The organism is Streptomyces sp. NPDC012466, from assembly GCF_042955215.1.
Taxonomy (GTDB): Bacteria; Actinomycetota; Actinomycetes; order Streptomycetales; family Streptomycetaceae; genus Streptomyces.
On record NZ_JBIBEQ010000002.1, the window covers coordinates 1,002,268 to 1,023,083 of the forward strand.

The 20,816-nt window shown below is 73.2% G+C and carries 15 protein-coding genes; 12 read left to right on the forward strand and 3 right to left on the reverse strand.

Translation table 11 applies throughout. The features are described from left to right. Positions 1–2 precede the first annotated feature (2 nt). The 7 genes from ACFY9E_RS12120 (at position 3) to ACFY9E_RS12150 (ending at position 12,692) form a co-directional block, all read left to right on the forward strand. Positions 3–1,349 (forward strand): ABC transporter permease subunit, encoded by a 1,347-nt coding sequence (locus ACFY9E_RS12120; protein WP_390981910.1) that lies wholly within the window; start codon positions 3–5, stop codon positions 1,347–1,349. Next, complete coding sequence (locus ACFY9E_RS12125; RefSeq protein ID WP_390981913.1) at positions 1,346–2,206, forward strand: ABC transporter permease subunit; 861 nt, start codon at positions 1,346–1,348, stop codon at positions 2,204–2,206. Before ACFY9E_RS12120 ends, ACFY9E_RS12125 begins: the two co-directional genes overlap by 4 nt. A gap of 142 nt (positions 2,207–2,348) precedes the next feature. Further along, positions 2,349–4,607: a CDP-glycerol glycerophosphotransferase family protein gene (locus ACFY9E_RS12130; RefSeq protein WP_390981915.1), complete on the forward strand. Its 2,259-nt coding sequence runs from the start codon at positions 2,349–2,351 to the stop codon at positions 4,605–4,607. Between the two features lie 158 nt (positions 4,608–4,765). After that, positions 4,766–6,976 (forward strand): CDP-glycerol glycerophosphotransferase family protein, encoded by a 2,211-nt coding sequence (locus ACFY9E_RS12135; protein ID WP_390981917.1) that lies wholly within the window; start codon positions 4,766–4,768, stop codon positions 6,974–6,976. Between the two features lie 8 nt (positions 6,977–6,984). Then, entirely contained in the window at positions 6,985–9,225 is a 2,241-nt protein-coding gene (locus tag ACFY9E_RS12140) for a CDP-glycerol glycerophosphotransferase family protein (protein WP_390981919.1), read from the forward strand. Beyond that, the gene (locus ACFY9E_RS12145) at positions 9,222–11,060 is read left to right on the forward strand and encodes a hypothetical protein (RefSeq protein ID WP_390981922.1); all 1,839 of its coding nucleotides are present in this window, start codon (positions 9,222–9,224) and stop codon (positions 11,058–11,060) included. The genes ACFY9E_RS12140 and ACFY9E_RS12145 overlap by 4 nt, the downstream gene beginning before the upstream one ends. A gap of 72 nt (positions 11,061–11,132) precedes the next feature. Next, positions 11,133–12,692 carry a hypothetical protein gene (locus tag ACFY9E_RS12150; protein ID WP_390981925.1) on the forward strand — a complete coding sequence of 520 codons (1,560 nt, stop codon included), beginning with the start codon at positions 11,133–11,135 and terminating at the stop codon, positions 12,690–12,692. Between the two features lie 19 nt (positions 12,693–12,711). Here the strand turns inward: ACFY9E_RS12150 and ACFY9E_RS12155 are convergent, their stop codons facing one another. Then, positions 12,712–13,125, reverse strand: a complete 414-nt coding sequence (locus tag ACFY9E_RS12155) for an organic hydroperoxide resistance protein (RefSeq protein ID WP_030837644.1) — start codon at positions 13,123–13,125, stop codon at positions 12,712–12,714. 95 nt (positions 13,126–13,220) lie between these two features. Here ACFY9E_RS12155 and ACFY9E_RS12160 point away from each other — a divergent pair, with 95 nt between their 5' ends. Then, positions 13,221–13,736 carry a MarR family transcriptional regulator gene (locus ACFY9E_RS12160; RefSeq protein ID WP_390981928.1) on the forward strand — a complete coding sequence of 172 codons (516 nt, stop codon included), beginning with the start codon at positions 13,221–13,223 and terminating at the stop codon, positions 13,734–13,736. On the opposite strand, the gene ACFY9E_RS12165 is transcribed toward ACFY9E_RS12160, so the two are convergent. Then, on the reverse strand, positions 13,666–15,216 hold the full coding sequence (locus ACFY9E_RS12165) for a hypothetical protein (protein ID WP_390982095.1): 1,551 nt from the start codon (positions 15,214–15,216) through the stop codon (positions 13,666–13,668). The two genes, ACFY9E_RS12160 and ACFY9E_RS12165, sit on opposite strands and share 71 nt — an antisense overlap. 157 nt (positions 15,217–15,373) lie before the next feature. On the opposite strand from ACFY9E_RS12165, the gene ACFY9E_RS12170 reads away from it, so the two are divergent. Both ACFY9E_RS12170 and galE read left to right on the forward strand, forming a co-directional pair. After that, positions 15,374–17,029 carry a glycosyltransferase gene (locus ACFY9E_RS12170; protein ID WP_390981930.1) on the forward strand — a complete coding sequence of 552 codons (1,656 nt, stop codon included), beginning with the start codon at positions 15,374–15,376 and terminating at the stop codon, positions 17,027–17,029. A 72-nt stretch (positions 17,030–17,101) separates the two neighbouring features. Then, positions 17,102–18,082, forward strand: coding sequence for a UDP-glucose 4-epimerase GalE (gene galE / locus ACFY9E_RS12175; RefSeq protein ID WP_390981933.1), 981 nt, complete (start codon positions 17,102–17,104; stop codon positions 18,080–18,082). Positions 18,083–18,216: 134 nt separating this feature from the next. Here galE and ACFY9E_RS12180 read toward each other — a convergent pair whose 3' ends face one another. Next, positions 18,217–18,843 carry a TetR/AcrR family transcriptional regulator C-terminal ligand-binding domain-containing protein gene (locus tag ACFY9E_RS12180; protein WP_390981934.1) on the reverse strand — a complete coding sequence of 209 codons (627 nt, stop codon included), beginning with the start codon at positions 18,841–18,843 and terminating at the stop codon, positions 18,217–18,219. 186 nt (positions 18,844–19,029) lie between these two features. On the opposite strand from ACFY9E_RS12180, the gene ACFY9E_RS12185 reads away from it, so the two are divergent. Beyond that, positions 19,030–19,944, forward strand: coding sequence for an ABC transporter permease (locus tag ACFY9E_RS12185; protein WP_390981937.1), 915 nt, complete (start codon positions 19,030–19,032; stop codon positions 19,942–19,944). Then, positions 19,937–20,767: an ATP-binding cassette domain-containing protein gene (locus ACFY9E_RS12190; protein WP_390981940.1), complete on the forward strand. Its 831-nt coding sequence runs from the start codon at positions 19,937–19,939 to the stop codon at positions 20,765–20,767. The genes ACFY9E_RS12185 and ACFY9E_RS12190 overlap by 8 nt, the downstream gene beginning before the upstream one ends. Positions 20,768–20,816: the final 49 nt, after the last annotated feature.

Below are 20,816 nucleotides of genomic sequence, written 5' to 3' on the forward strand. Positions count from 1 at the left end.
TCATGACGTCGGTGACGGCGGCAGGGGGCACCACGCCCCCTGCCGCTCCCAAGTCGCGCAAGAGTGTGACCGGCACGCGCAGGACCGTCGCGGCGCTGTTCCTGTTGCCCGCGCTCGTCCTGCTCGGCGCGCTCGTGGTGTACCCGATCGGGTACTCGGTCGTGCGCAGTTTCTACGACCAGTCCGGTGACGGCTTCGCCGGAATAGACAACTACCAGGCCCTCTTCACCGACGAGGGCATCCGCACCGCGCTGAAGAACAACATCATCTGGGTGGTGTTCGCGCCGACGGTCGCCACGGCCCTCGGCCTGATCTTCGCGGTGCTGACCGAACGGGTGCGCTGGGGTACGGCGTTCAAGCTGGTCGTCTTCATGCCGATGGCGATCTCGATGCTGGCGGCGGGCATCATCTTCCGCCTGGTGTACGACCAGGACCCGGACAAGGGTGTGGCGAACGCCGTGTGGGTGGGCGTGCACGACACGTTCTCCCAGGCGTCGGCCTTCCCGAAGGCCCACCCGGGCCGGAACTCGCCGCTGGAGCCGGCCGGCGGCGGCGCGTTCATCACCACGTCGCCCGTGCGCACCGGCGAGGCGGTCTCACTGCCCCTGGTGGGTGTGGCGCCCGACATGATGCCGGACGGCGCGAAGGCCGCCGCGGCGCCGAAGCCGGAGCCGGACAAGGTCACCGGGACGGCCTGGCAGGACTTCACACGCGGCAAGGGTGTCGGCAAGCTCAACAGCGTCGACACGGCCGAACTCGGCTATGCCGGCATGAAGATCGAGGCCGTGAAGGACGGCAGGGTCGTGGCGTCGGCGACGGCCGCCGGTGACGGCACCTTCACCCTGCCCGCCGCAGCCGACGGGGCCCAACTGCGGCTCCCGGCGAGCAACTTCAAGGAGGCGTACAACGGCCTTGACTGGCTCGGCCCGTCCCTGGTCACCCCGTCCATCATCGGCGCGTACATCTGGATGTGGGCGGGCTTCGCGATGGTGCTGATCGCGGCCGGGCTCGCGGGGGTGCCCCGGGAACTGCTGGAGGCCGCCCGGGTCGACGGCGCGACCGAGTGGCAGGTGTTCAGACGGGTCACGGTGCCGCTGCTGGCGCCGGTCCTCGCGGTGGTCATCGTCACCCTGATGATCAATGTGCTGAAGATCTTCGACCTGGTCTTCATCATCGCGCCGGGATCCGCCCAGGACGACGCGAACGTCCTCGCGCTGGAGCTGTACCGCAAGGGCTTCTCCGAGGACCAGCCGGGCATCGCCAGCGCCATCTCGGTGTTCCTGCTGCTGCTCGTGATCCCGGTGATGTGGTTCAACGTACGCAGGCTCAGGCGGGAGGTGCGGCGATGAAGGCCAAGCAGTCGCTGGGGTCGCGGCTCGCCGAGGGGGTCGGCGGCGGGCTGGTGCGGGTGTTCCTCATCGTGGTCGGCCTGTTCTGGCTGGTGCCGACGATCGGTCTGCTGCTGGCCAGTCTCCGTTCGCCGGAGAACATCGCGGCGAGCGGCTGGTGGAAGGTGTTCACCGAGCCCTCGCAGATCACCTTCGACAGCTACTCGAAGCTGCTGGAGAACGACGACATCACCAGCAGCCTGCTGAACACGGTGTGGATCACCGTCCCGGCGACCCTGCTGGTCGTGATCATCGGCTCGCTGGCGGGCTACGCCTTCGCCTGGATGGAGTTCCCGGGCCGGGACTGGTGGTTCCTTGGCGTGGTCGGCCTGTTGGTCGTACCGGTGCAGGTCGCGCTGATCCCGATCGCCGAACTCTTCGGCAAGATCGGCGTCTTCGGCTCGGTGACCGGCGTGGTGTTGTTCCACGTCGGATTCGGTCTGCCGTTCGCGGTGTTCCTGCTGCGGAACTTCTTCGCGGAGATCCCGCGCGAGCTGCTGGAGGCCGCTCGGCTGGACGGGGCGGGTGAACTGCGCCTGTTCTTCCGTGTCGTGATGCCGCTCGGCGGCCCGGCGATCGCCTCGCTCGGCATCTTCCAGTTCCTGTGGGTGTGGAACGACATGCTGGTCGCGCTGATCTTCTCGGACTCCGGGAGCCAGCCGATCACGGTCGCACTGCAGACGCAGGTACGGCAGTTCGGCAACAACATCGACGTGCTGGCACCCGGCGCGTTCATCTCCATGGTGGTCCCGCTGGCCGTCTTCTTCGCGTTCCAGCGGCAGTTCGTGTCCGGCGTCATGGCGGGCGCGGTCAAGTAGCTCTCACAGCACGGTAGTTGGAGGGGCGGGCCGGGGGCGGTCCGCCCCTTCCGCGTTCCCCCGGATGCCGTAGCCGGCGTAACCAAGTCGGCCCACCGGCCGTTCCCGGGCCGAACGCCCGCGCCGACCGATGGATGGCCTCTTGCCCAGGTTCAGTGTCATTGTCCCCGCGTACCAGGTTCAGGCGTACCTGCACGAGTGCCTGGAGTCGGTGCTCTCCCAGTCCTGTCCCGATCTGGAACTGATCGTCGTCGACGACTGCTCGCCGGACGCGTGCGGCGCGATCATCGACGAGTTCGCCGCCCGCGACACGCGCGTACGCCCCGTCCACCTGCCGGAGAACGTCGGACTGGGCCGCGCGAGGAACGCCGGCGTGGCGCACGCGAGCGGCGACTACCTGCTGTTCCTCGACGGCGACGACACCTTCACGCCCGACGCGCTGCGGTCGATCGCCGACCGGCTGAAGGAGACGGGCGAGCCGGACGTGCTGGTGTTCGACTACGCGCGCAGCTACTGGACGGGTGAGGCGATCCGCAACCAGGCGGCCCTGCAGCTGACCGAGCAGGGCCCGGCGCCGTTCCGCCTGGAGGACCGGCCGGGCCTGCTGCGGCTGCTGATGGTCGCCTGGAACAAGGCCTACCGGCGGGAGTTCGTCGAGCGGGAGGGGTTCGTCTTCCCGCCCGGCGTCTACGAGGACACGCCGTGGACCTATCCGGTGCTGATGACCGCCGAGTCGATCGCGACCCTCGACCGGGTCTGCGTGCACTACCGGCAGCGGCGGCAGGGCAGCATCCTGCGCACCACCAGCGAGCGGCACTTCGACGTCTTCGAGCAGTACGACCGGGTCTTCGCCCATCTCGACGAGCGCCCCGAACTGGACCGGTGGCGGCCGGTGTTGTTCCGCCGCATGGTGCACCACCTGGCGATCGTGTACTCCCGGCGGGACCGGCTGCCCCGGGGCTCGCGCGCCGACTTCCTGCGCCGGGCCCGCGCCCACTACCGCCGCTACCGCACCCCCGGTGCCCCCGTCCCCCTGCGCTGCCGGATCCACCACGTGCTGATCCGCTTCGGTCTGCACCGCACCTACCGCACCCTCCAGTTCGCGTCGGCCGTGCACCGCGCCGCCGCCAAGGCCGTCGGGAAGCTGGCGCGGGGCCTGCGGTCGGCCGCCCTCAGGACCCACTACCGCGTCCAGCGCTGCCTGCCGCTGCGCGCCGACCGTGCCGTCTTCGCCGCGTACGAGGGACGCGGCCACGGATGCAACCCGGGCGCGCTGGAGGCCGCGTTCCGCGAGCTCGCGCCGCACATCCGCACGTCCTGGATCGCCCGCCGCGAGCACCACCACACGATCCCGCCCGGCCCGCGCCGCCTCGTCCCCGGGACGGCCGCCTACTGGACGGCGCTCGCCCGCTCCCGGTACCTGGTCAGCAACACCGGCTTCGACGACCGCCTGGCCAAGCGCCGGGGCCAGGTCCTGATCCAGACCGGGCACGGCACCCCGCTGGGGCACATCGGCCTCGACCTCCAGGAGCGCCCCGCGGCGGCCCGCGGCCGGGACTTCGCACGGCTGCTGAAGGACGTCGACCGCTGGGACTACGTGCTGTCCGCCAACCGCCACACCACGCTGACCCACGAGCGCGTCCACCCGGGCCGCTACACCACGCTGGAGTACGGCTACCCCCGCAACGACGTGTTCCGGACGGCGACCCCGGCGGACGTGGCCCGGCTGCGCGCCTCGCTCGGCATCCCCCGGGGCGCGGTGGCGATCCTGTACGCGCCGACCCACCGCGACTACCGCCGCTCCCAGCGCCACCCCCTCGACCTCCAGCGGATCGCGCGGCGCCTCGGCCCGCGCTTCGTCGTCCTGGCCCGCGCCCACCACGCCTACGACGCCCCGCTGACCACCACCTGCGGCCGGGTCGTCGACGTCTCCGGCCACCCGAGCGTGGAGTCGCTCTGCCTGGCGTCGGACGCCCTGGTCACGGACTACTCGTCGCTGATGTTCGACTACGCCAACCTGGACCGGCCGATCGTGATCCACGCCGACGACTGGGAGGCGTACGACGCGGCCCGGGGCACGTACTTCGACCTGCGCGAGATCCCGCCGGGCGCGGTCGCACGCGGCGAGGACGAGCTGATCGACATCTTCGCCACCGGTCACTGGCGCGGCTCCCGCTCGGCCCAGCTGCGGGCGGCGTTCCGCGAGCGGTTCTGCACCTACGACGACGGCCGGGCCGCCGAGCGGGTGGTGCGCCGGGTGGTGCTCGGGGAGTCGGAACTGCCGCCGGTCGTGCCGCTCGGCGAGCGCCGTCCGGTCCCCTCGGCGGCCTCGCTGGTCCGCGAGCCGCTCACGACGGTGCCGCTGCCGGCCGCTCCCCACGCCGTCACCGACAGCCTCTGACCACGGTTCTCACTCGGGGAGTCCGCATGCCCTCCAGCCCGTCGCGGCCGACACCCAGCCGGCCGCCCTCCTGTCGTCCGTCCGGGCGGCCGGGACGCCCGCGCACCGCGTGAGACGGCCCGACTCCAGCAGACCCGCCTCCTGACAGAAAGAGCAGAATGCCCCGCTTCAGCATCGTCGTCCCGTCCCATGGGGTCGCGGGCCGGCTGTCCCTGGCGCTGGACTCGGTCCTCGCCCAGTCGTTCGGCGACTTCGAGCTGATCCCGGTGTGCGACGCACCCGAGGCGCCGGCGGCGGACGTCGTCGCCGGGTACGCCGAGCGGGACTCCCGGGTGACGCCGGTGCACTCGCCGCCGTCGGCCGGTCTGGCCGGGGCGCGCAACGCCGGACTGCGGTCGGCGGTCGGCGGCCACGTGCTGTTCCTCGACGGCGACGACGTCCTGGTCCCGGGGGCGCTGGCGGCGCTGGACGCCCGGCTGGCCGAGGCCGGTGACGCGGACGCCCCGGTGGACGTCCTGTACTTCGAGCACGAGCGCACCCCCTGGTGGGAGGGCGAGCCGACCAACCCGGCCGCCCCCGTGCTGGCCAGGACGCCGGACGGGGCCTTCTCCCCCGGCCGGGCCCCGTGGCTGACGGGCGTGGCACTCCCGGCGTGGAGCGCGGTCTACCGCCGGGCCTTCCTCACCGAGCAGGGCATCACCTTCCCCGGGGACCACTTCACCGACGTCGGCTTCGGCGGTCTGGTCACCCTGCGGGCGGAGCGGGTGGCGGCCCTGCGCGCGGTCGTCGTCCGGCATCTGCTGCGCCGGCAGGGCAACCGCCTGAACCTCCCCGGCGAGCACCACACCGAGCTGCTCGACCAGACCGAACTGGTGCTGACGCGGGCCGTGGAGCAGGGGCTTTCGGCGGACCGGCTGGCGCCGCTGTTCGAGCAGCTCTTCACCGCCGTACTGAAGACGGCCGCCCACCCGCGGCGGCTGACGTCCGGCCGCCGTGCCTTCTTCCGGCGGGCGAGCGCGCTCTACCGGCAGCACCGCCCCGCCGGCCACCGGACGCCCGGCGGGAGCCTCGGCGTCCAGCACCGGCTGCTGGCTTCCGGTTCGTACACGGCCTTTCACGCCCTGCGCGCCGCCAACCGGAGTGCGCTGCGGGCCACCGGGCTGCTCCCCCGCCCCCGGGGGCTGCGCACCCGGCTGCGGTACGCGGTGCACCTGCGCCTCCCGCTCGACCGGAACCTCGTCGTGTACTGCGCGTACTGGGGCCGCGGCTACGCCTGCAATCCGGCGGCGATCCACGCCAAGGCCCGCCAGCTCGCCCCGCACCTGCGCGCGGTGTTCCTGGTGGAGCCGGACGCGGTGGGCAGCCTGCCGCCGGACGTGGAACACGCGGTGATCGGCAGCCGGAAGTACTGGGAGGCGCTGGCCCGCGCCGGGTACCTGGTGAACAACGCCAACTTCGCGGACGCCGTGGTCAAGCGCCCCGGCAGTGTCCACCTCCAGACGCAGCACGGCACACCGCTGAAGACGATGGGCGCCGACCAGGCGACCTACCCCGTGGTGGCCGCGGCGACCGGCAGCTTCGCCAAGCTGCTGGCCCGGGTGGACCGCTGGGACTACAACCTCACCTCCAACCGGCACTCCACCGAGATGTGGGAGCGGGCGTTCCCTAGCGCCCACGAGACCCTCGAGTACGGCTATCCGCGCAACGACGTCTACTGCACGGCGTCCGCCGAGGACGTCGCCCGCGTCCGCAAGGAACTGGGCGTCCCCGACGGCAAGAAGGCCCTGCTCTACGCGCCCACGCACCGCGACTACGCCACCGGCTTCGCGACGGGCCTGGACCTGGCCGAGTTCTGCGAGGCCATCGGCGACGACTACGTGGTGCTGCTGCGCGCCCACTACTTCTACGACCGGGGCTCCTCCCGGGGCGGCGGCCGGATCATCGACGTCACCGGGCACCGCTCGTCGGAGGACGTGTGCCTGGCCGCGGACGCGCTGATCACCGACTACTCGTCGATCATGTTCGACTACGCCAACCTGGACCGGCCGATCGTCGTGTACGCCGACGACTGGGACGTCTACCGGGAGACCCGCGGCGTCTACTTCGACCTGATGGAACTCCCGCCCGGCCGGGTGGCCCGTACGCCCGGGGAGCTGGCGGCCCTCTTCCGCGACGGCTCCTACGCGGACGGGTCCGCCGCGGTCCTGCGTGCCGCGTTCCGGGAGCGCTTCTGCCAGTTCGACGACGGGCACGCCGCCGAGCGCGTCGTGCGCCGGGTGCTGCTGGGGGAGCCGCCCGAGGCGATCCCGCCCGTGATCCCGCTCGCGGAGCGCGTCCCGGCCCCCGCCGCCACCTTCGTGAGGAGCTGACCGAAGAAGTGCCCCGCTTCAGCATCATCGTCCCCGTCTACAAGGTGCAGGGCTTCCTGCGCGAGTGTCTCGACTCGGTGCTCGGCCAGTCCTACGGCGACTTCGAGGTGATCGCCGTCGACGACCGCTCGCCCGACGGCAGCGGCGCGATCCTCGACGAGTATGCCGCCCGCGACGCCCGGGTGCGGGCGCTGCACCTGCCCGAGAACGTCGGCCTGGGCCGGGCCCGCAACGCCGGTCTGGAACAGGCGGCCGGCGACTACGTCCTCTTCCTGGACAGCGACGACCTCTACACGCCGGGCCTGCTGGCCGCCGTCGCCGCACGCCTGGCGGTGACGGGCGACCCGGACATCCTGGTCTTCGACCATGTGCGCACCCACTGGTGGGGCCGGGGCGGGCGCAGCGAGGCGGCGGACCTGCTGGCCTCGGCCGGCCTGGAGACGTTCGGCATCCGGGAGAGCCCGCAGTACCTGAACCTGTTCCTGGTCGCCTGGAACAAGGCCTACCGGCGGGACTTCTTCCAGGAGCACGGTCTTCGGTACGCGGCGGGTCTGTACGAGGACGCGCCGGTCACCTACCGGTCGATGGTGCTGGCCGACCGCATCGCCTGTCTGGACCGGATCGGCGTGGAGTACCGGCAGCGCCGGCAGGGCGCGATCACCAAGACGCCGGGGCGCCGGCACTTCGACATCTTCCCGCAGTACGAGGGGCTGTTCGCGTTCCTGGAACAGCGCCCCGACCTCGCCTGGGCGCGGCCGTTGCTGCTGGAGCGGGCGCTGGACCACATGCTGTTCGTGCTGGCCCGCGAGGACCGGGTGCGGCCCGCGGACCGGGGCGACTTCTACCGCGAGATCCGTGCCTTCCACCGCCGTCACCTCCCGGAGGGCGGCTTCCCGCAGCCGGACGGCTGGCGCGGGGTCGAGATGCGGCTGCTGGCCTCGGCGCCCTACGCGTCGTACGCGGTGGCGCGCGGGCTGCGGGATCTGCGCGCGACCGCCATGAGCGGCCAGCGGCGGGTGGCGAAGAAGGCGTCGGAGACGGCCCTGCGCGGCTGGTACACGGCCCAGTCGAAGCGCCCCCTGGATCCGCATCTCGCCGTCTACTCGGCGACCCACCACCGGGGCGTGTCCGGTGACCCTGCCGCGATCTACGAGAAGGCGCGCGAGATCGCCCCGCACATCCGGGGCGTGTGGGTGGTCCGGGAGGACGCGGTGGAGGCGCTGCCGCCCGGCGTCGACCATGTGACGCCGGGGTCGCGGCGCTACCACGAGGTCATGGCGCGGGCCACGTACTGGGTGAACAACGTCAACTGGCCCGGCACCCTGGCCAAGCGGCCCGGCAGCGTCCACATCCACACCCACCAGGGCACCCCGCTCAAATACATGGGCGCCGACCTGCTGACCAAGCCGGGCGCCCGGCACGGCTTCGACGTGCCGCAGATGCTGCGCCGGGCCGACCGCTGGGACTACAGCCTGGTCGGGGGGCGGTACGCGGAACGGGCGTGGGAGCGGGCCTATCCGTGCCACTTCACCTCGCTGCGGACCGGCAGCCCGCGCAACGACGTGCTGGTCGGCGCGGGACCCGAGCGGGGCCGGGAGGTGCGCGAGCGGCTCGGCATCCCGGCCGGTGACCGGGTCGTGCTGTACGCGCCGACCCGGCGCGACTACCGGCGGGGCGGCCATGTCGACCGTTTCGACCCGGCCCGGTTCGCCGAGGACCTGGGCCCCGGGCACACGCTGGTCGTCCGGCTGCACCCGTCGCTGGCGTCGGGTGTCGCGCGCGGTCTCGGCCTGGCCGATCTGCACCGGCGGGGCGTGCTGGTGGACGCGACCGACGAGCCGCACGTGGAGGACGTGATGCTCGCCTCCGACGTGCTGGTCACCGACTACTCCGCCCTGATGTTCGACTACGCCCTGCTGGACCGGCCGATCGTCGTCCACGCCGACGACTGGGGCGCGTTCGCGGCCAGCCGGGGCGCCTACTTCGACATCACGGCCGATGCGCCGGGCCATGTGTCGCGCTCGTACCGGGAGCTGGCCTGGCTGTTCGCGTCCGGCACCTGGCAGGACGCGGAGGCGGCGCGGCTGCGCTCCGGCTTCCGGGAGCGCTACTGCGAGTTCGAGGACGGGCGGGCCGCCGAGCGGGTCGTCCGGCTGCTGATGCTGGGCGAGCGGGGTGGCGCGCTGCTGCCCGCGGCCCGCCGGACCGAGGGCGTCCGCACCCGACCCGAGGCGCTGATCGAGAGATGAGAACTCCCGCGACCCCCGAGGCCGCCCCCTCCCTGCCGGGCCAGCGGGCCGCCTCCGCCCGGCCGCCCGCCGCCGCCGAGCGGCTGCCGTGGGTGCACGGGTGGCACGCGGCCCTGGTGGCGGTGCCCACCGCGGCCCTGTTCGTGCTGGGCTACCGGCGCCGCTGGATCTGCGACGACGGGCTGATCTACCTGCGCCCGGTGCGGCAGATCCTGGCGGGCAACGGGCCCGTGTTCAACGTCGGGGAGCGGGCGGAGAGTTCGACCGGCACCCTGTGGCAGTGGCTGCTCGCGCTCGCCACCCGGGTCACCGGGGAGGACCCGGCGTTCCTCGCGGTCGGACTGGGGTTGCTGCTGAGCACCGCCGGGTTCGCGTTCGCCCTGCTCGCCACCGGCCGGCTGCACTGGGGCGCGAGGCCGCTGCTCCCGGCCGGTGTGCTCGTGCTGCTGGCCGTGCCACCGTTCTGGTCGTACATGACCTCGGGTCTGGAGAGCGGCCTCGGCACCTTCTGGACCGGTCTGTCGTGGTGGCTGCTGACGCGGACCCGGCGCGGTCAGGAGGCCCGGGAGACGTACCCGGCCGCCTTCGTGTTCGGGCTGGGTCCGCTGGTCCGGCCCGATCTGGCGGTGGTCACGGCGTGTTTCCTGGCGGCGCAGTGGTGGGTGCTGCGTCCCTCCCGGCGGGACACGGCGGTGATGCTGGCCTCGGCGGCAGCGGTGCCGCTGGCGTACGAGGTGTTCCGGGCGGGCTACTACGGGGTCTTGGTGCCGCTGCCGGCCATCGCCAAGGAGGCGAGCGCCAGCGACTGGAGCCGGGGCGCCGGGTATGTGCAGGAGACGCTCGGGCCCTACTGGCTGTGGCCCGTCGTTCCCGTGCTCGGGGCGCTGGCGGCCCTGCTGGTGCGCCGCGCCCGGCGGCAGCGGCGGGAGCGCGCCCCGCGCCGGGCCTCCCTGGCGGTGCTGCTGGCGCCGCTCGCGGCGGGTCTGCTGCTGGCCGGGTACGTCGTCCGGGTCGGCGGCGACTACATGCACGCCCGCATGATCCTGCCCGCCCTGCTTCTGCTGCTCCTGCCGGTGCTGGTCGTCCCCGCGACCCGGTTCACGGGCGTCGCGAGCGCGCTGCTGGTGGTGTGGCTGTGCGCGGCGGTCAGTCCGCTGCGGACGCCGTTCGACGTGCGCAGCACGCCCGGCTCGTTCAACGTGCGCAGTTCCGACGTGGAGGGCCTCGGCGACCACAACCCGGTGCGCACGGCCACCTGGGTGGCCAACTGGCCCGCCCTGCCGGAGGGGCGCGCCATGCTGGCGCGGGCCGAGCGCGCGCCCGGGCCGACGCTGCTCTACTTCGACGCCGGGCGGCGGCTGCACGCCACACCGGCGCGCGCGGACTCCCCGTACCGGGTGGTGATCGTGGGACGTCACCTCGGAGTGACGGGGGCGGCGGCGCCGCTGGACGCCTACGTCAACGACGCCTGGGGGCTGGCCAGCCCGATCGGCGCGCATCTGGCGCTGGAGCGGTGGAGCTGGCCCGGGCACGAGAAGTTCCTGCGCAACTACTGGGTCTTCGCGGAGTGGGCGGCGGAGCAACCGCCGCGGCGCGACCTGCTGCGGGCCGGGGCTTCCCGGGAGGCGGTCGAGGCGGCCCGGGCCGCGCTGGGCTGCGGGCGACTCGCCGAGCTGAGGGAGTCGGTGCGCGCGCCCCTCACGGCCGAGCGGTTCTGGCGGAACCTCACCGGGGCGGTCGAGCGGACGCGGTTCCGTTTCGCGCGCTGGCCGGCGGCGGCGCAGCAGGCGCTGTGCGACCGACCGGCAGGTGGGCGTAGCGGCCTCACCCGATGAAGTGACCCGGGGTCAGGGCGTGCGGAGGGGCGGGAACATTCGGCGCATGCCCCAGACCCCCTCCCCCCTCCTGTGAGCGCCCCGGTCCTCGTCCGGCGGGCCGTGCGCGGCGCGACGGCCCTGCGCGGCGGCCGTGCCGGGCGGCTCACCCCGTACCAGCTCTACGGCGCCCTGTTCTGGCTGGTGATGACGCTGGCGTACTGGCGGATCCCGCTGTGCTGCGACGCCGGACAGCACGCGGCGGTCGTCGAGCGCCTGAAGGCCGATCTGCTGCACCCGGCCCACACCATGGCCGATCTGCCGGGTGAGGGCAGCCCGTACTACGGCCCGTACGCCGTCGCCCAGGGCGTTCTGGCGCGGCTGGCGGGGCTGTCGGGCTGGGAGGTCGTGAAACTCGCCGGGCCGGTGCACCTGCTGGTGCTGCTGACGGGGCTCGGCCGTTTCGTACGGACCCTCACCCCGCGTCCCTGGGCGCCGGTGTGGGCGCTGCTGTGCATGACGCTGCTGTGGGGCACCGCGCGGATTCTGTGGAGCGGCTACCTCGGGCTGATGTCGATGACGACGAACCTGGGTTACCCGTCCGCGCTCGCGATCGGCCTGACGTTCTGGGCGTGGGCCTGGACGGGCACCCGCGCGCGGGACGACGCCCCCGCCGTGCGGTTCGTCGGCCCGAGCGGCCTCGGCGGCTGGTGGGGGTACGCCGGGATCGGCGCCCTGTACGGGCTGATCCTGCTCACCCACCCCGTGACGGCGGCCTCCGCGCTCACCGGGGCGGTGGCGATCGTGGCGGCACGGCAGCGCGGCTGGCGCCGGCCGGTCGCGGCACGCTGGGCGCTCACCGCGGCGACCTGCGCGACGGTCGCCCTGATCTGGCCGTACTACGACGTTCTGACGCTGGTGGGCGACACCGGCATGGACGCGATGCACCGGCAGCTCTACGAGAGGATGCTCGCCAACGCGTGGCTGGCGCTGCTCGGGCTGCCCGCGCTGTGGGGGCGGGCCCGCAGGTCGGCGCGTGATCCGCTGGTGTGGATGTTCCTGCTGGAGTGCCTGCTGGTGGCGTACGGCTGGGTGAGCGGGCACTACACGTACGCCCGGGCCCTGTGGGCCGTGCTGGTGCCGCTGCAGTTCGCGCTGGCGGTGGAGCTGGCCGCGCCGCGGCCCTGGAGCCGGGCCAGGCGGGCGCTGGGCGGGGCGGCGGTGGCCGCGGCGTGCGTCGGGTTCGTCGCCGTGCACGCCGGGGCGGTCGTGCCGCGCTCGGTCGACCCGGTGGGGTTCACGCAGCCGACGCGCTGGCCGTCGTACGACTGGGCGGCGCGGCACATCGGGCCCGGCGAGGTCGTGATCACCGACGGGTACTTCGCCTCGCACGCCATCGCCGGGTACGGGCCGAACCTGGCGGCGCCCATCTGGCCCGACCCGGCCCTGGACGAGCGGCGGCGGGAGCGCAGGGCGGCCGATGTCCGCGCCTATCTGGCCCCCGGTTCGACCCGCGCCGAGCGGTCCGCCGTCGTCCGCCGCTATCACGTGCGCTGGCTGCTGCTGACGCGCTGGCACCCGGTGCCCGAGGAGGCCGTGGTGGTGGCGTGGAGCAGACGGACGGGGGAGGTGCTGGCGCGGGTCGGGGGGTGACCTCCGCGGGCCCGCGGGGTCACTCGATGACGAGGTCGACCTCGATGTTGCCGCGGGTGGCGTTGGAGTACGGGCAGACCTGGTGGGCCTGCTCGACCAGCTTGCGGCCGGTCGCCTCGTCCACGCTGTCGGGCAGCTCCACGCGGAGGGTGACGGCGAGACCGAAGCCCTCGCCCTGCTTGCCTATGGAGACCTCGGCGGTCACGGCGGCGTCGCTGACGTCGACCTTGGCCTGGCGGCCGACGAGGCCGAGGGCGCTGCCGAAGCAGGCGGCGTAACCGGCGGCGAAGAGCTGCTCGGGGTTGGTGCCCTGGCCGTTGCCGCCCATCGCCTGGGGCACGCCCAGGGCGAGGTCCAGCACGCCGTCGGAGCTGACGGCGCGGCCGTCGCGGCCGTGGGTGGCGGTGGCGACAGCGGTGTAGAGCGCGTCCATGGAAGACCTTCCCTCTCACGTCATGGTTCGGCGGCCCGCTTCCGGGCCGCCCGACACCCAGAATTAGAGCACACAATTAAGTTGTGCGCAATTGAATGGTGGGCGCGAGCTACCCTGGACGCATGAACACGCCCGACGACGACTGGCTCCGCCTGGACCAGCAGATCTGTTTCTCCCTGCACGCGGCCTCCCGCGCCTTCAACGGCGTCTACCGCCAGATCCTCAAGGACCTCGGGCTCACCTACCCGCAGTACCTGGTGATGCTGGTGCTGTGGGAGTACGACGAGCTGCCCGTCAAGAAGCTCGGCGAGCACCTGCGGCTCGACTCGGGCACGCTGTCGCCGCTGCTCAAGCGGCTGGAGGCGGCCGGTCTGGTGCGCCGTGAGCGCAGCGCGCGCGACGAGCGGTCGGTGGAGGTGCGGCTGACCGGGGAGGGCGTCGCCCTGCGCGGGCGGGCGCTTCAGGTGCCGCGCCGGATCGCCGCCTCGACCGGCTTCGACCCCGAGGAGATCCGCGCCCTGCGCGCCCGCCTCGACGAGCTCACCACCGCCCTGGACGCGGCCGCGCTCGGGGAGCCGCAGGGCGGCTCACCGGCAGGCGGGCCGTCGTAGCGGCACCGGGCGGTACGCCGGGCGGCTCGTCCGCCGGCTGCCGCCGGACGTGGAGACGGAGCACCACGCCGTCCCGGGCGTGTTCCTCCCGGACGACGAACTCCTCCCGCAGCACGGCGAGTTTGGCGCGCTCGGCCGGGTCGGCCGGGGTCCAGCGCGGGTCCAGCGCGTACGGCTCGGCGACGACCCAGACGCGGTCCACCGTGGCGAGCCGCCGGCGCAGCTCCCCGGGGGTCGCCTCCCGGCCCCACAGCGTCCCGGAGCGGGGCGCGGACTCCCGCAGCGCGATGTCCCGCGCCCGCTGGAACCCCTTCGGGTAGGCCAGCGCGGCGAGCCTGCCGACCGACGGCACGAACAGCACCGGGTCGCCGGGCCGCATCTGCCGGACGGCGAGCGCGGAGACCACGGCGAGGTTGTCCGGGCGGTGGGCGGCGGCACGGTCCTGGCGATGCACGGGGAGCTGGCTCAGGAAGGTGGCGACGAGGGCGAGGACACCGGCGACCCCCAGCAGGGCGTGCACCCGCCGGCCGCCGACCCGCATCCGCCGCCCGTCGAACCGCACCCGCCCCAGAGCCCGGGCCACCCGCCCGGCCCCGGCCGCGACCAGCAGGGACGCGCCCGCCAGCGCGTAGAGCACATACCGGTCGTGGTAGAGCGGCCGGACCTGCGACACGGTCATCAGGATCGCCGGCGGCACCAGCAGCAGCGGCAGCGCGACCGCCGCCGTCCGCCGCTCCCACAGACCCACGGCCAACAGCAGCAGCGACCCCCAGAACACCGGCCCCGACGGGCTGGGAGAGAAGTTCCCGGCCAGCCTCTCCACCCGGTCCCACCCCGGCGCCACCAGCCACGCCACCTGCCCGGACTGCCCCCGCGACACCCACACCAGCGGCACCAGGAGCAGCGCCACCGCCACCGCCGCCCGCCCCCAGCCGGACCAGACCCCCCTCGGCACCCGCAGCAGGGCCAGCGTCACCGCGTGCGCGCACAGCACCGGAACCGCCAGCTCGTGCAGCGCACAGGTCAGGGCGACGACCGCCCCGTACGGCCCCCAGACCCGGACACCCACCCCGTCCACGGCCCTCAGGAGCAGCAGCGTCGAGGCCGCCACGCCCGCCGCGACGAGCGCGTACGACCGTCCCTCCTGGGCGTAGTGGCCGGCCATCGGCGTGATCGCGTAGAGGACACCGGCCCACAGGCCGACCCGGGGCCCGGCCAGCCGGACGCCCAGGGCCGCGACCAGACCGGCGGTCGCCGTCGCCGCGCACACCGACGGCAGGCGCAGCACGACCTCGCCGGGATGGACGGTGAGGACGGCGTGCATGAACAGGTAGTAGAGGCCGTGCACCGCGTCCACGTCGTGCAGCAGCCGCCAGATCTGCGGGACCGTGCGCTGCGCGACCTGGAAGGTGACACTTTCGTCGCCCCACATGCCGCCGCGGTCCAGCCCCCACAGCCCGATCGCGAGCATCACCGCCATGGGCACCGCCACGGGCACCACACCCGCGCCGAACCGGCCGCTCCCCCTGGACTGTCCGCTCTTCACGGCCCGATTCTGTGGCGATCGAGACCTGTTAGCGGGGTTTGGTGGTGTGTTATCACTTTCATGTCATTCGCCCGGCTTACGATCCGTCGTGATGAATGCCGTGATGTATGCCGAGACGGACACCGAGAGTCCGCTCGCCGAGGTCGCCGTCGTGGTGATCGGTTACGACGACGCCGCCCATGTGACGGACGCCGTGCGCTCGGCGCTCGCCCAGGGCCCGGCCGTGCGCGAGGTGGTGGCCGTCGACGACTGCTCGACGGACGGCAGCGCCGGCCTGCTCGACCGGCTCGCCGCCTCGGAGCCCCGTCTGAAGGTGATCCGCCGCCGGGTCAACAGCGGCGGCTGCGGCACCCCGCGCAACACCGGACTCGACGCGGTGACCGCGCCGTACGTGATGTTCCTGGACAGCGACGACGTCCTGCCGCCCGGCGCGGTCGACGCGCTGCTCGAAGCGGTCTCGGGTGCGCACGCGGAGGTCGCGAGCGGCCTGTGCGTCCGCCGGGAGGTGCCGTCGGGGCGCGAGGTCCCCTGGCAGGCGCGCCTCTACGCGATGCACGCCGTGGTGCCGCACCCCGCGCAGCGGCCCCGCCTGGTCCACGACACGCTCTGCGTCAACAAGCTCTACCGCACCCGCTTCCTGCGCGCGCACGGCATCCGCTTCCCCGAGGGCCGCTTCCCGTACGAGGACGTCGTCTTCACCGCGCGCGTGCTCGCCGCGGCCCCGCGCATCGCCCTGGTCCCGGACCGGGTCTACGTCTGGCACGTGCGCCGGTCCGCCGAACGACTGTCGATCTCCCTGAACCGGGCCGGCGTCGAGAACTGGCGGGCCCGCACGGAGGCCTGCCGACAGGCCTACGAAGTGCTGCTGGGCGCCGGGCACAAGGAACTCGCGCGGGCCGTGCGCGCCAAGTTCCTCGACCACGACCTGCGGATGTACCTGCGGGAACTGGGGTTGCGCGACGCCGCGTACCGACGCGCGTGGTGGGAGCTCACGCGGTCGCACCTCGCGCAGTACGACGCCGACGACTGGGCGCGCAACCCGGGCGCTCCCGGCCGGCTGGCCGGACGGGTCGTCCTGGCCTCCCCGGAGCCGCGCGACCTGCCCCGGCTGCGGGAACTGGCGGCCCGACCGGCTCGCCTGTACCCGCCGTACGCCCGCGCCGCGGACGGCACGCCCGTGTGGTCGGACGGCCTCCCCCAGGTCTCCCTGGAGCCTCTGCAGGGCAGGCCGGTGGCTGCGTTGCCCCTCGCCGTCGACGGGGAGCTGCGGCCACGCGCGCGTGACACCCGGCTGCGGCTGTGCCTGCACGAGCTGTACGGGCGGGTGGCGCAGGCGGGACCGGAGACGGTGGAGACGCAGTGGCGGCACCGGGACGACGAGGACGTGGCGGTCCGGGGCGCGTCCGTCGCGCTCGTGCCGTGCGCGACGGGCCCCGGGACCACCGGGGACACCGGCACCTGGTGGGCGGAGACGACCGTCGACCTCGCCGTGTTGGCGGCACTCGGCGTGGGCACCTGGGACCTGCGCCTTCGCATCCGCTTCCGCGACGGCGCGAGCCGCGACGTCACCGCGCACGCGCTCACGGGCGCCGGGCTGCGCCGCAGCGTCGTCCCCAGCGCCCGGCACGGCGTGGTACTCGTACAGCCGTACACCACCCACTCCGGCGCGCTGGCGCTGCGGGTGGCCCCCGGCGTACGCGGTGTGCTGTCGGTCGCCCGCGCGCGACTGCGCCGCCTGCTTCACTGAGAGCGCGACACCCGCGACGCAGCAGCGCACAGCACCACCACCACGGGCCCACTGACGAGGGGACGGCCGCACATGACCTGGTTGATCACCGGCGGCGCCGGCTACATCGGCGCGCACGTCGTACGGGCGATGACCGCGGCGGGGGAACAGGCGGTGGTGTACGACGACCTGTCCACCGGTATCGCCGAGCGCGTGCCCGACGGGGTGCCCCTGGTGGCGGGCTCGACCCTGGACGCCGAGCGGCTCGCCCGCGCCCTCGCGGACCACGCGGTCACCGGCGTCGTCCATCTCGCGGCGAAGAAGCAGGTGGGCGAATCGGTCGACCTGCCGCTGCACTACTACCGGGAGAACGTCGAGGGCCTGCGGGTCCTGCTGGACGCCGTGACGGCGGCGCGGGTGCCGTCCTTCGTCTTCTCCTCCTCGGCGGCGGTGTACGGCATGCCGGACGTGGACCTGGTGACCGAGGAGACGCCGTGCGTGCCCATGTCGCCGTACGGCGAGACCAAGCTGGCCGGTGAGTGGCTGGTGCGCGCGACAGGGCGGGCGACCGGGCTGTCGACCGCGTGTCTGCGCTACTTCAACGTGGCGGGCGCGGCGGCCCCGGAGCTCGCGGACGTCGGGGTGTTCAACCTCGTGCCCATGGTCTTCGAGAAACTGACGGAGAACGCGCCGCCGCGGATCTTCGGCGACGACTACCCGACCCCCGACGGCACCTGTGTGCGCGACTACATCCACGTCGTCGACCTGGCCGAGGCCCATGTCGCGGCGGCCCGGGTCCTGCGCTCCTCCCCCGGCCGCGCTCTCACGCTGAACATCGGCCGGGGCGCGGGCGTGTCCGTGCGCGAGATGATCGACCGCATCAACGCGGTCACCGGCTACGACCGGCCCCCCACGGTGGCGCCCCGGCGCGCGGGCGACCCGGCCCGGGTCGTCGCCTCCGCCGACCGCGCGGCCACGGAGCTGGGCTGGAAGGCCCGGCACGACGTGCAGGACATGATCACCTCGGCGTGGGAGGGGTGGCTGCGGCTGCATCCGGAGGCGGGGCGGAGCTGATCCACCCGAGCCTCTGACGAGCCCTCCGGGGGCGAGGGGCGAGGCCGCCTCACGACGCCTCGGACCACGGCCCTGAGGGAACCCTGGCGGCCCCCCTCGGACCACGGCCCCGAGCGAGCCGCCAAGGTTCCGTCCTACAGCGCCTTGAGCCCCTCCGACGTGGCCCGGGCCAGCGCGCCCAGATACCCCTTCGGCAGCTTCGGGCTGCGGATCACCACCGAGCGCCAGTACAGCGGGCCGGAGATCAGGTCGAGGGCCAGGTCGTGGTCGATGCCCTCGCGGAGCTCGCCGCGGCATTCCGCCGCCGTCACGATGCCGGTGGCGACGCCGTCCTGGCCCTCGCGCAGGGCCTTCTGCATGGCCTCGGCGATGTCGGGGTTGCGGGCCGCCTCGGCCTGGAGATCGGGGATGACCTGCGAGGCGACGGGGTGGCGCAAGGCACGCGACGTCACCTCGTAGAGCAGCCGCAGGTCGCCCTCCAGGGAGCCGGTGTCCGGCGCGGGCAGGCCCTGCACGGCGAGCGCCGAGACGATGTCCAGCACCAGGTGCAGCTTGGAGCGCCAGCGGCGGTAGACCGCCGTCTTCCCGACGCCCGCCCGGCGCGCGATCCCCTCGATGGACATCCGCGCGTAGCCGACGGCCGCGAGTTCCTCGAAGACGGCCGCCCGGATCGCTTCCGTCACGTCCTCCCGCAGTACGGCGGCCCCCGCGGGGGCCCGGCGGCGCGGCGGCTGCTGGGGCTCGTCGGGCTTCGTCGTCATGCCGACAGCATAGGGCGTCACGACGAAACGGTTGCGTTCCGACGTTCGCCCGTCGTACGCTCCCGTTACGACGATACGGTCCCGTCCCGACGTAAGAATGCGTGAAGAGTCCGGTAAGGACCACCCCCTCCCGGAGCCCCACGGCCCCCAGGTCCCACCCCGTTCCCCCGAGCGAAAGCAGCGGATGTGAGTACGGTCCTCCACACACCGCCCCAGACCCCGGCCCCGGCCGACGACGACCTCGCGGCCCTCGCCGCCCGCCACGGCCTCTCGGTCAGCGGCGCCCGGCCCTCCCTGCCCGAGTACGTCCGCCGGCTGTGGGCCCGCCGCCACTTCATCACCGCGTTCGCCACCGCCAAGCTCACCGCCCAGTACAGCCAGGCGAAGCTCGGCCAGGTCTGGCAGGTGATGACCCCCCTGCTGAACGCGGCGGTCTACTACTTCATCTTCGGCGTGCTGCTCGGCACCAAGCACGGCGTGCCGGACTACATCCCGTTCCTGGTCACGGGCGTGTTCATCTGGACGTTCACGCAGAGTTCGATCATGGCGGGCACCCGCGCCATCTCCGGCAACCTCGGCCTGGTGCGCGCCCTGCACTTCCCGCGCGCCGCGCTGCCGATCTCCTTCTGCCTCCAGCAGCTCCAGCAGCTGCTGTTCTCGATGGGCGCCCTGATCGTCATCCTGCTCTGCTTCGGCGTGCCGGTCGGCGTGTCCTGGCTGCTGGCGCTGCCGGCCCTGTTCCTGCAGTTCACGTTCAACGCGGGCGTCTCCATGGTCATGGCCCGGATGGGTGCCAAGACCCCCGACATCGCGCAGCTGATGCCGTTCGTGCTGCGCACCTGGATGTATGTCTCGGGTGTCATGTGGAGCATCGACAAGCTGGCACAGAAGGACAGCCTTCCCCACGCGGTGACCATCGCCCTGGCGGCCAACCCGGCCGCCGTCTACATCGACCTGATGCGCTTCGCCCTGATCGACAGCTTCCACGCGAGCCAGCTCCCCGCCCACGTGTGGGCGCTCGCCGTCGGCTGGGCGGTGGTCGCCGGTGTCGGCGGCTTCATCTACTTCTGGAAGGCTGAGGAGACGTACGGCCGTGGCTGAGCACCCGAGCGAGAAGATCCCCACCGTCGTCGCCGACGGCGTCGACATCGTCTACCGCGTCAACGGCACCGGCGCCGGACGCGGCTCCGCGACCGCCGCCCTCAACCGCATCGTGCGCCGCAGGCAGACCGAGAAGGCGTCGGGCGTGCGCCGCGTGCACGCCGTGAAGAACGTGTCCTTCGTCGCCTACCGGGGCGAGGCGATCGGCCTGATCGGCACCAACGGCTCCGGCAAGTCGACCCTGCTGAAGGCCGTCGCCGGGCTCCTCCCCGTGGAGAACGGCCACATCTACACCGACGGCCAGCCCTCCCTCCTCGGCGTCAACGCGGCCCTGATGAACGACCTCACCGGCGAGCGCAACGTGCACCTCGGCGGCCTGGCCATGGGCATGTCCCGCGAGCAGGTCAAGGACCGCTACCAGGAGATCGTCGACTTCTCCGGCATCAACGAGAAGGGCGACTTCATCACCCTGCCGATGCGGACCTACTCCTCCGGCATGGCCGCCCGGCTGCGCTTCTCCATCGCCGCCGCCAAGGACCACGACGTCCTGCTGATCGACGAGGCGCTGGCCACCGGCGACCGTTCCTTCCAGAAGCGCTCGGAGGAGCGCATCCGCGAGCTGCGCAAGCACGCGGGCACGGTGTTCCTGGTCAGCCACAACAACAAGTCGATCCGCGACACCTGCGACCGGGTGCTGTGGCTGGAGCGCGGGGAGCTGCGCATGGACGGGCCGACGGAGGACGTCCTCAAGGAGTACGAGGCGTTCACCGGGGACAAGGCGCCCAAGCCGAAGGCGAAGGCGAAGGCCGCCGTTCCCTCGTGAGGCCCACCCGGTCGGCCCTTTTGTCTCATTGATGGCAGCATGACCGCAT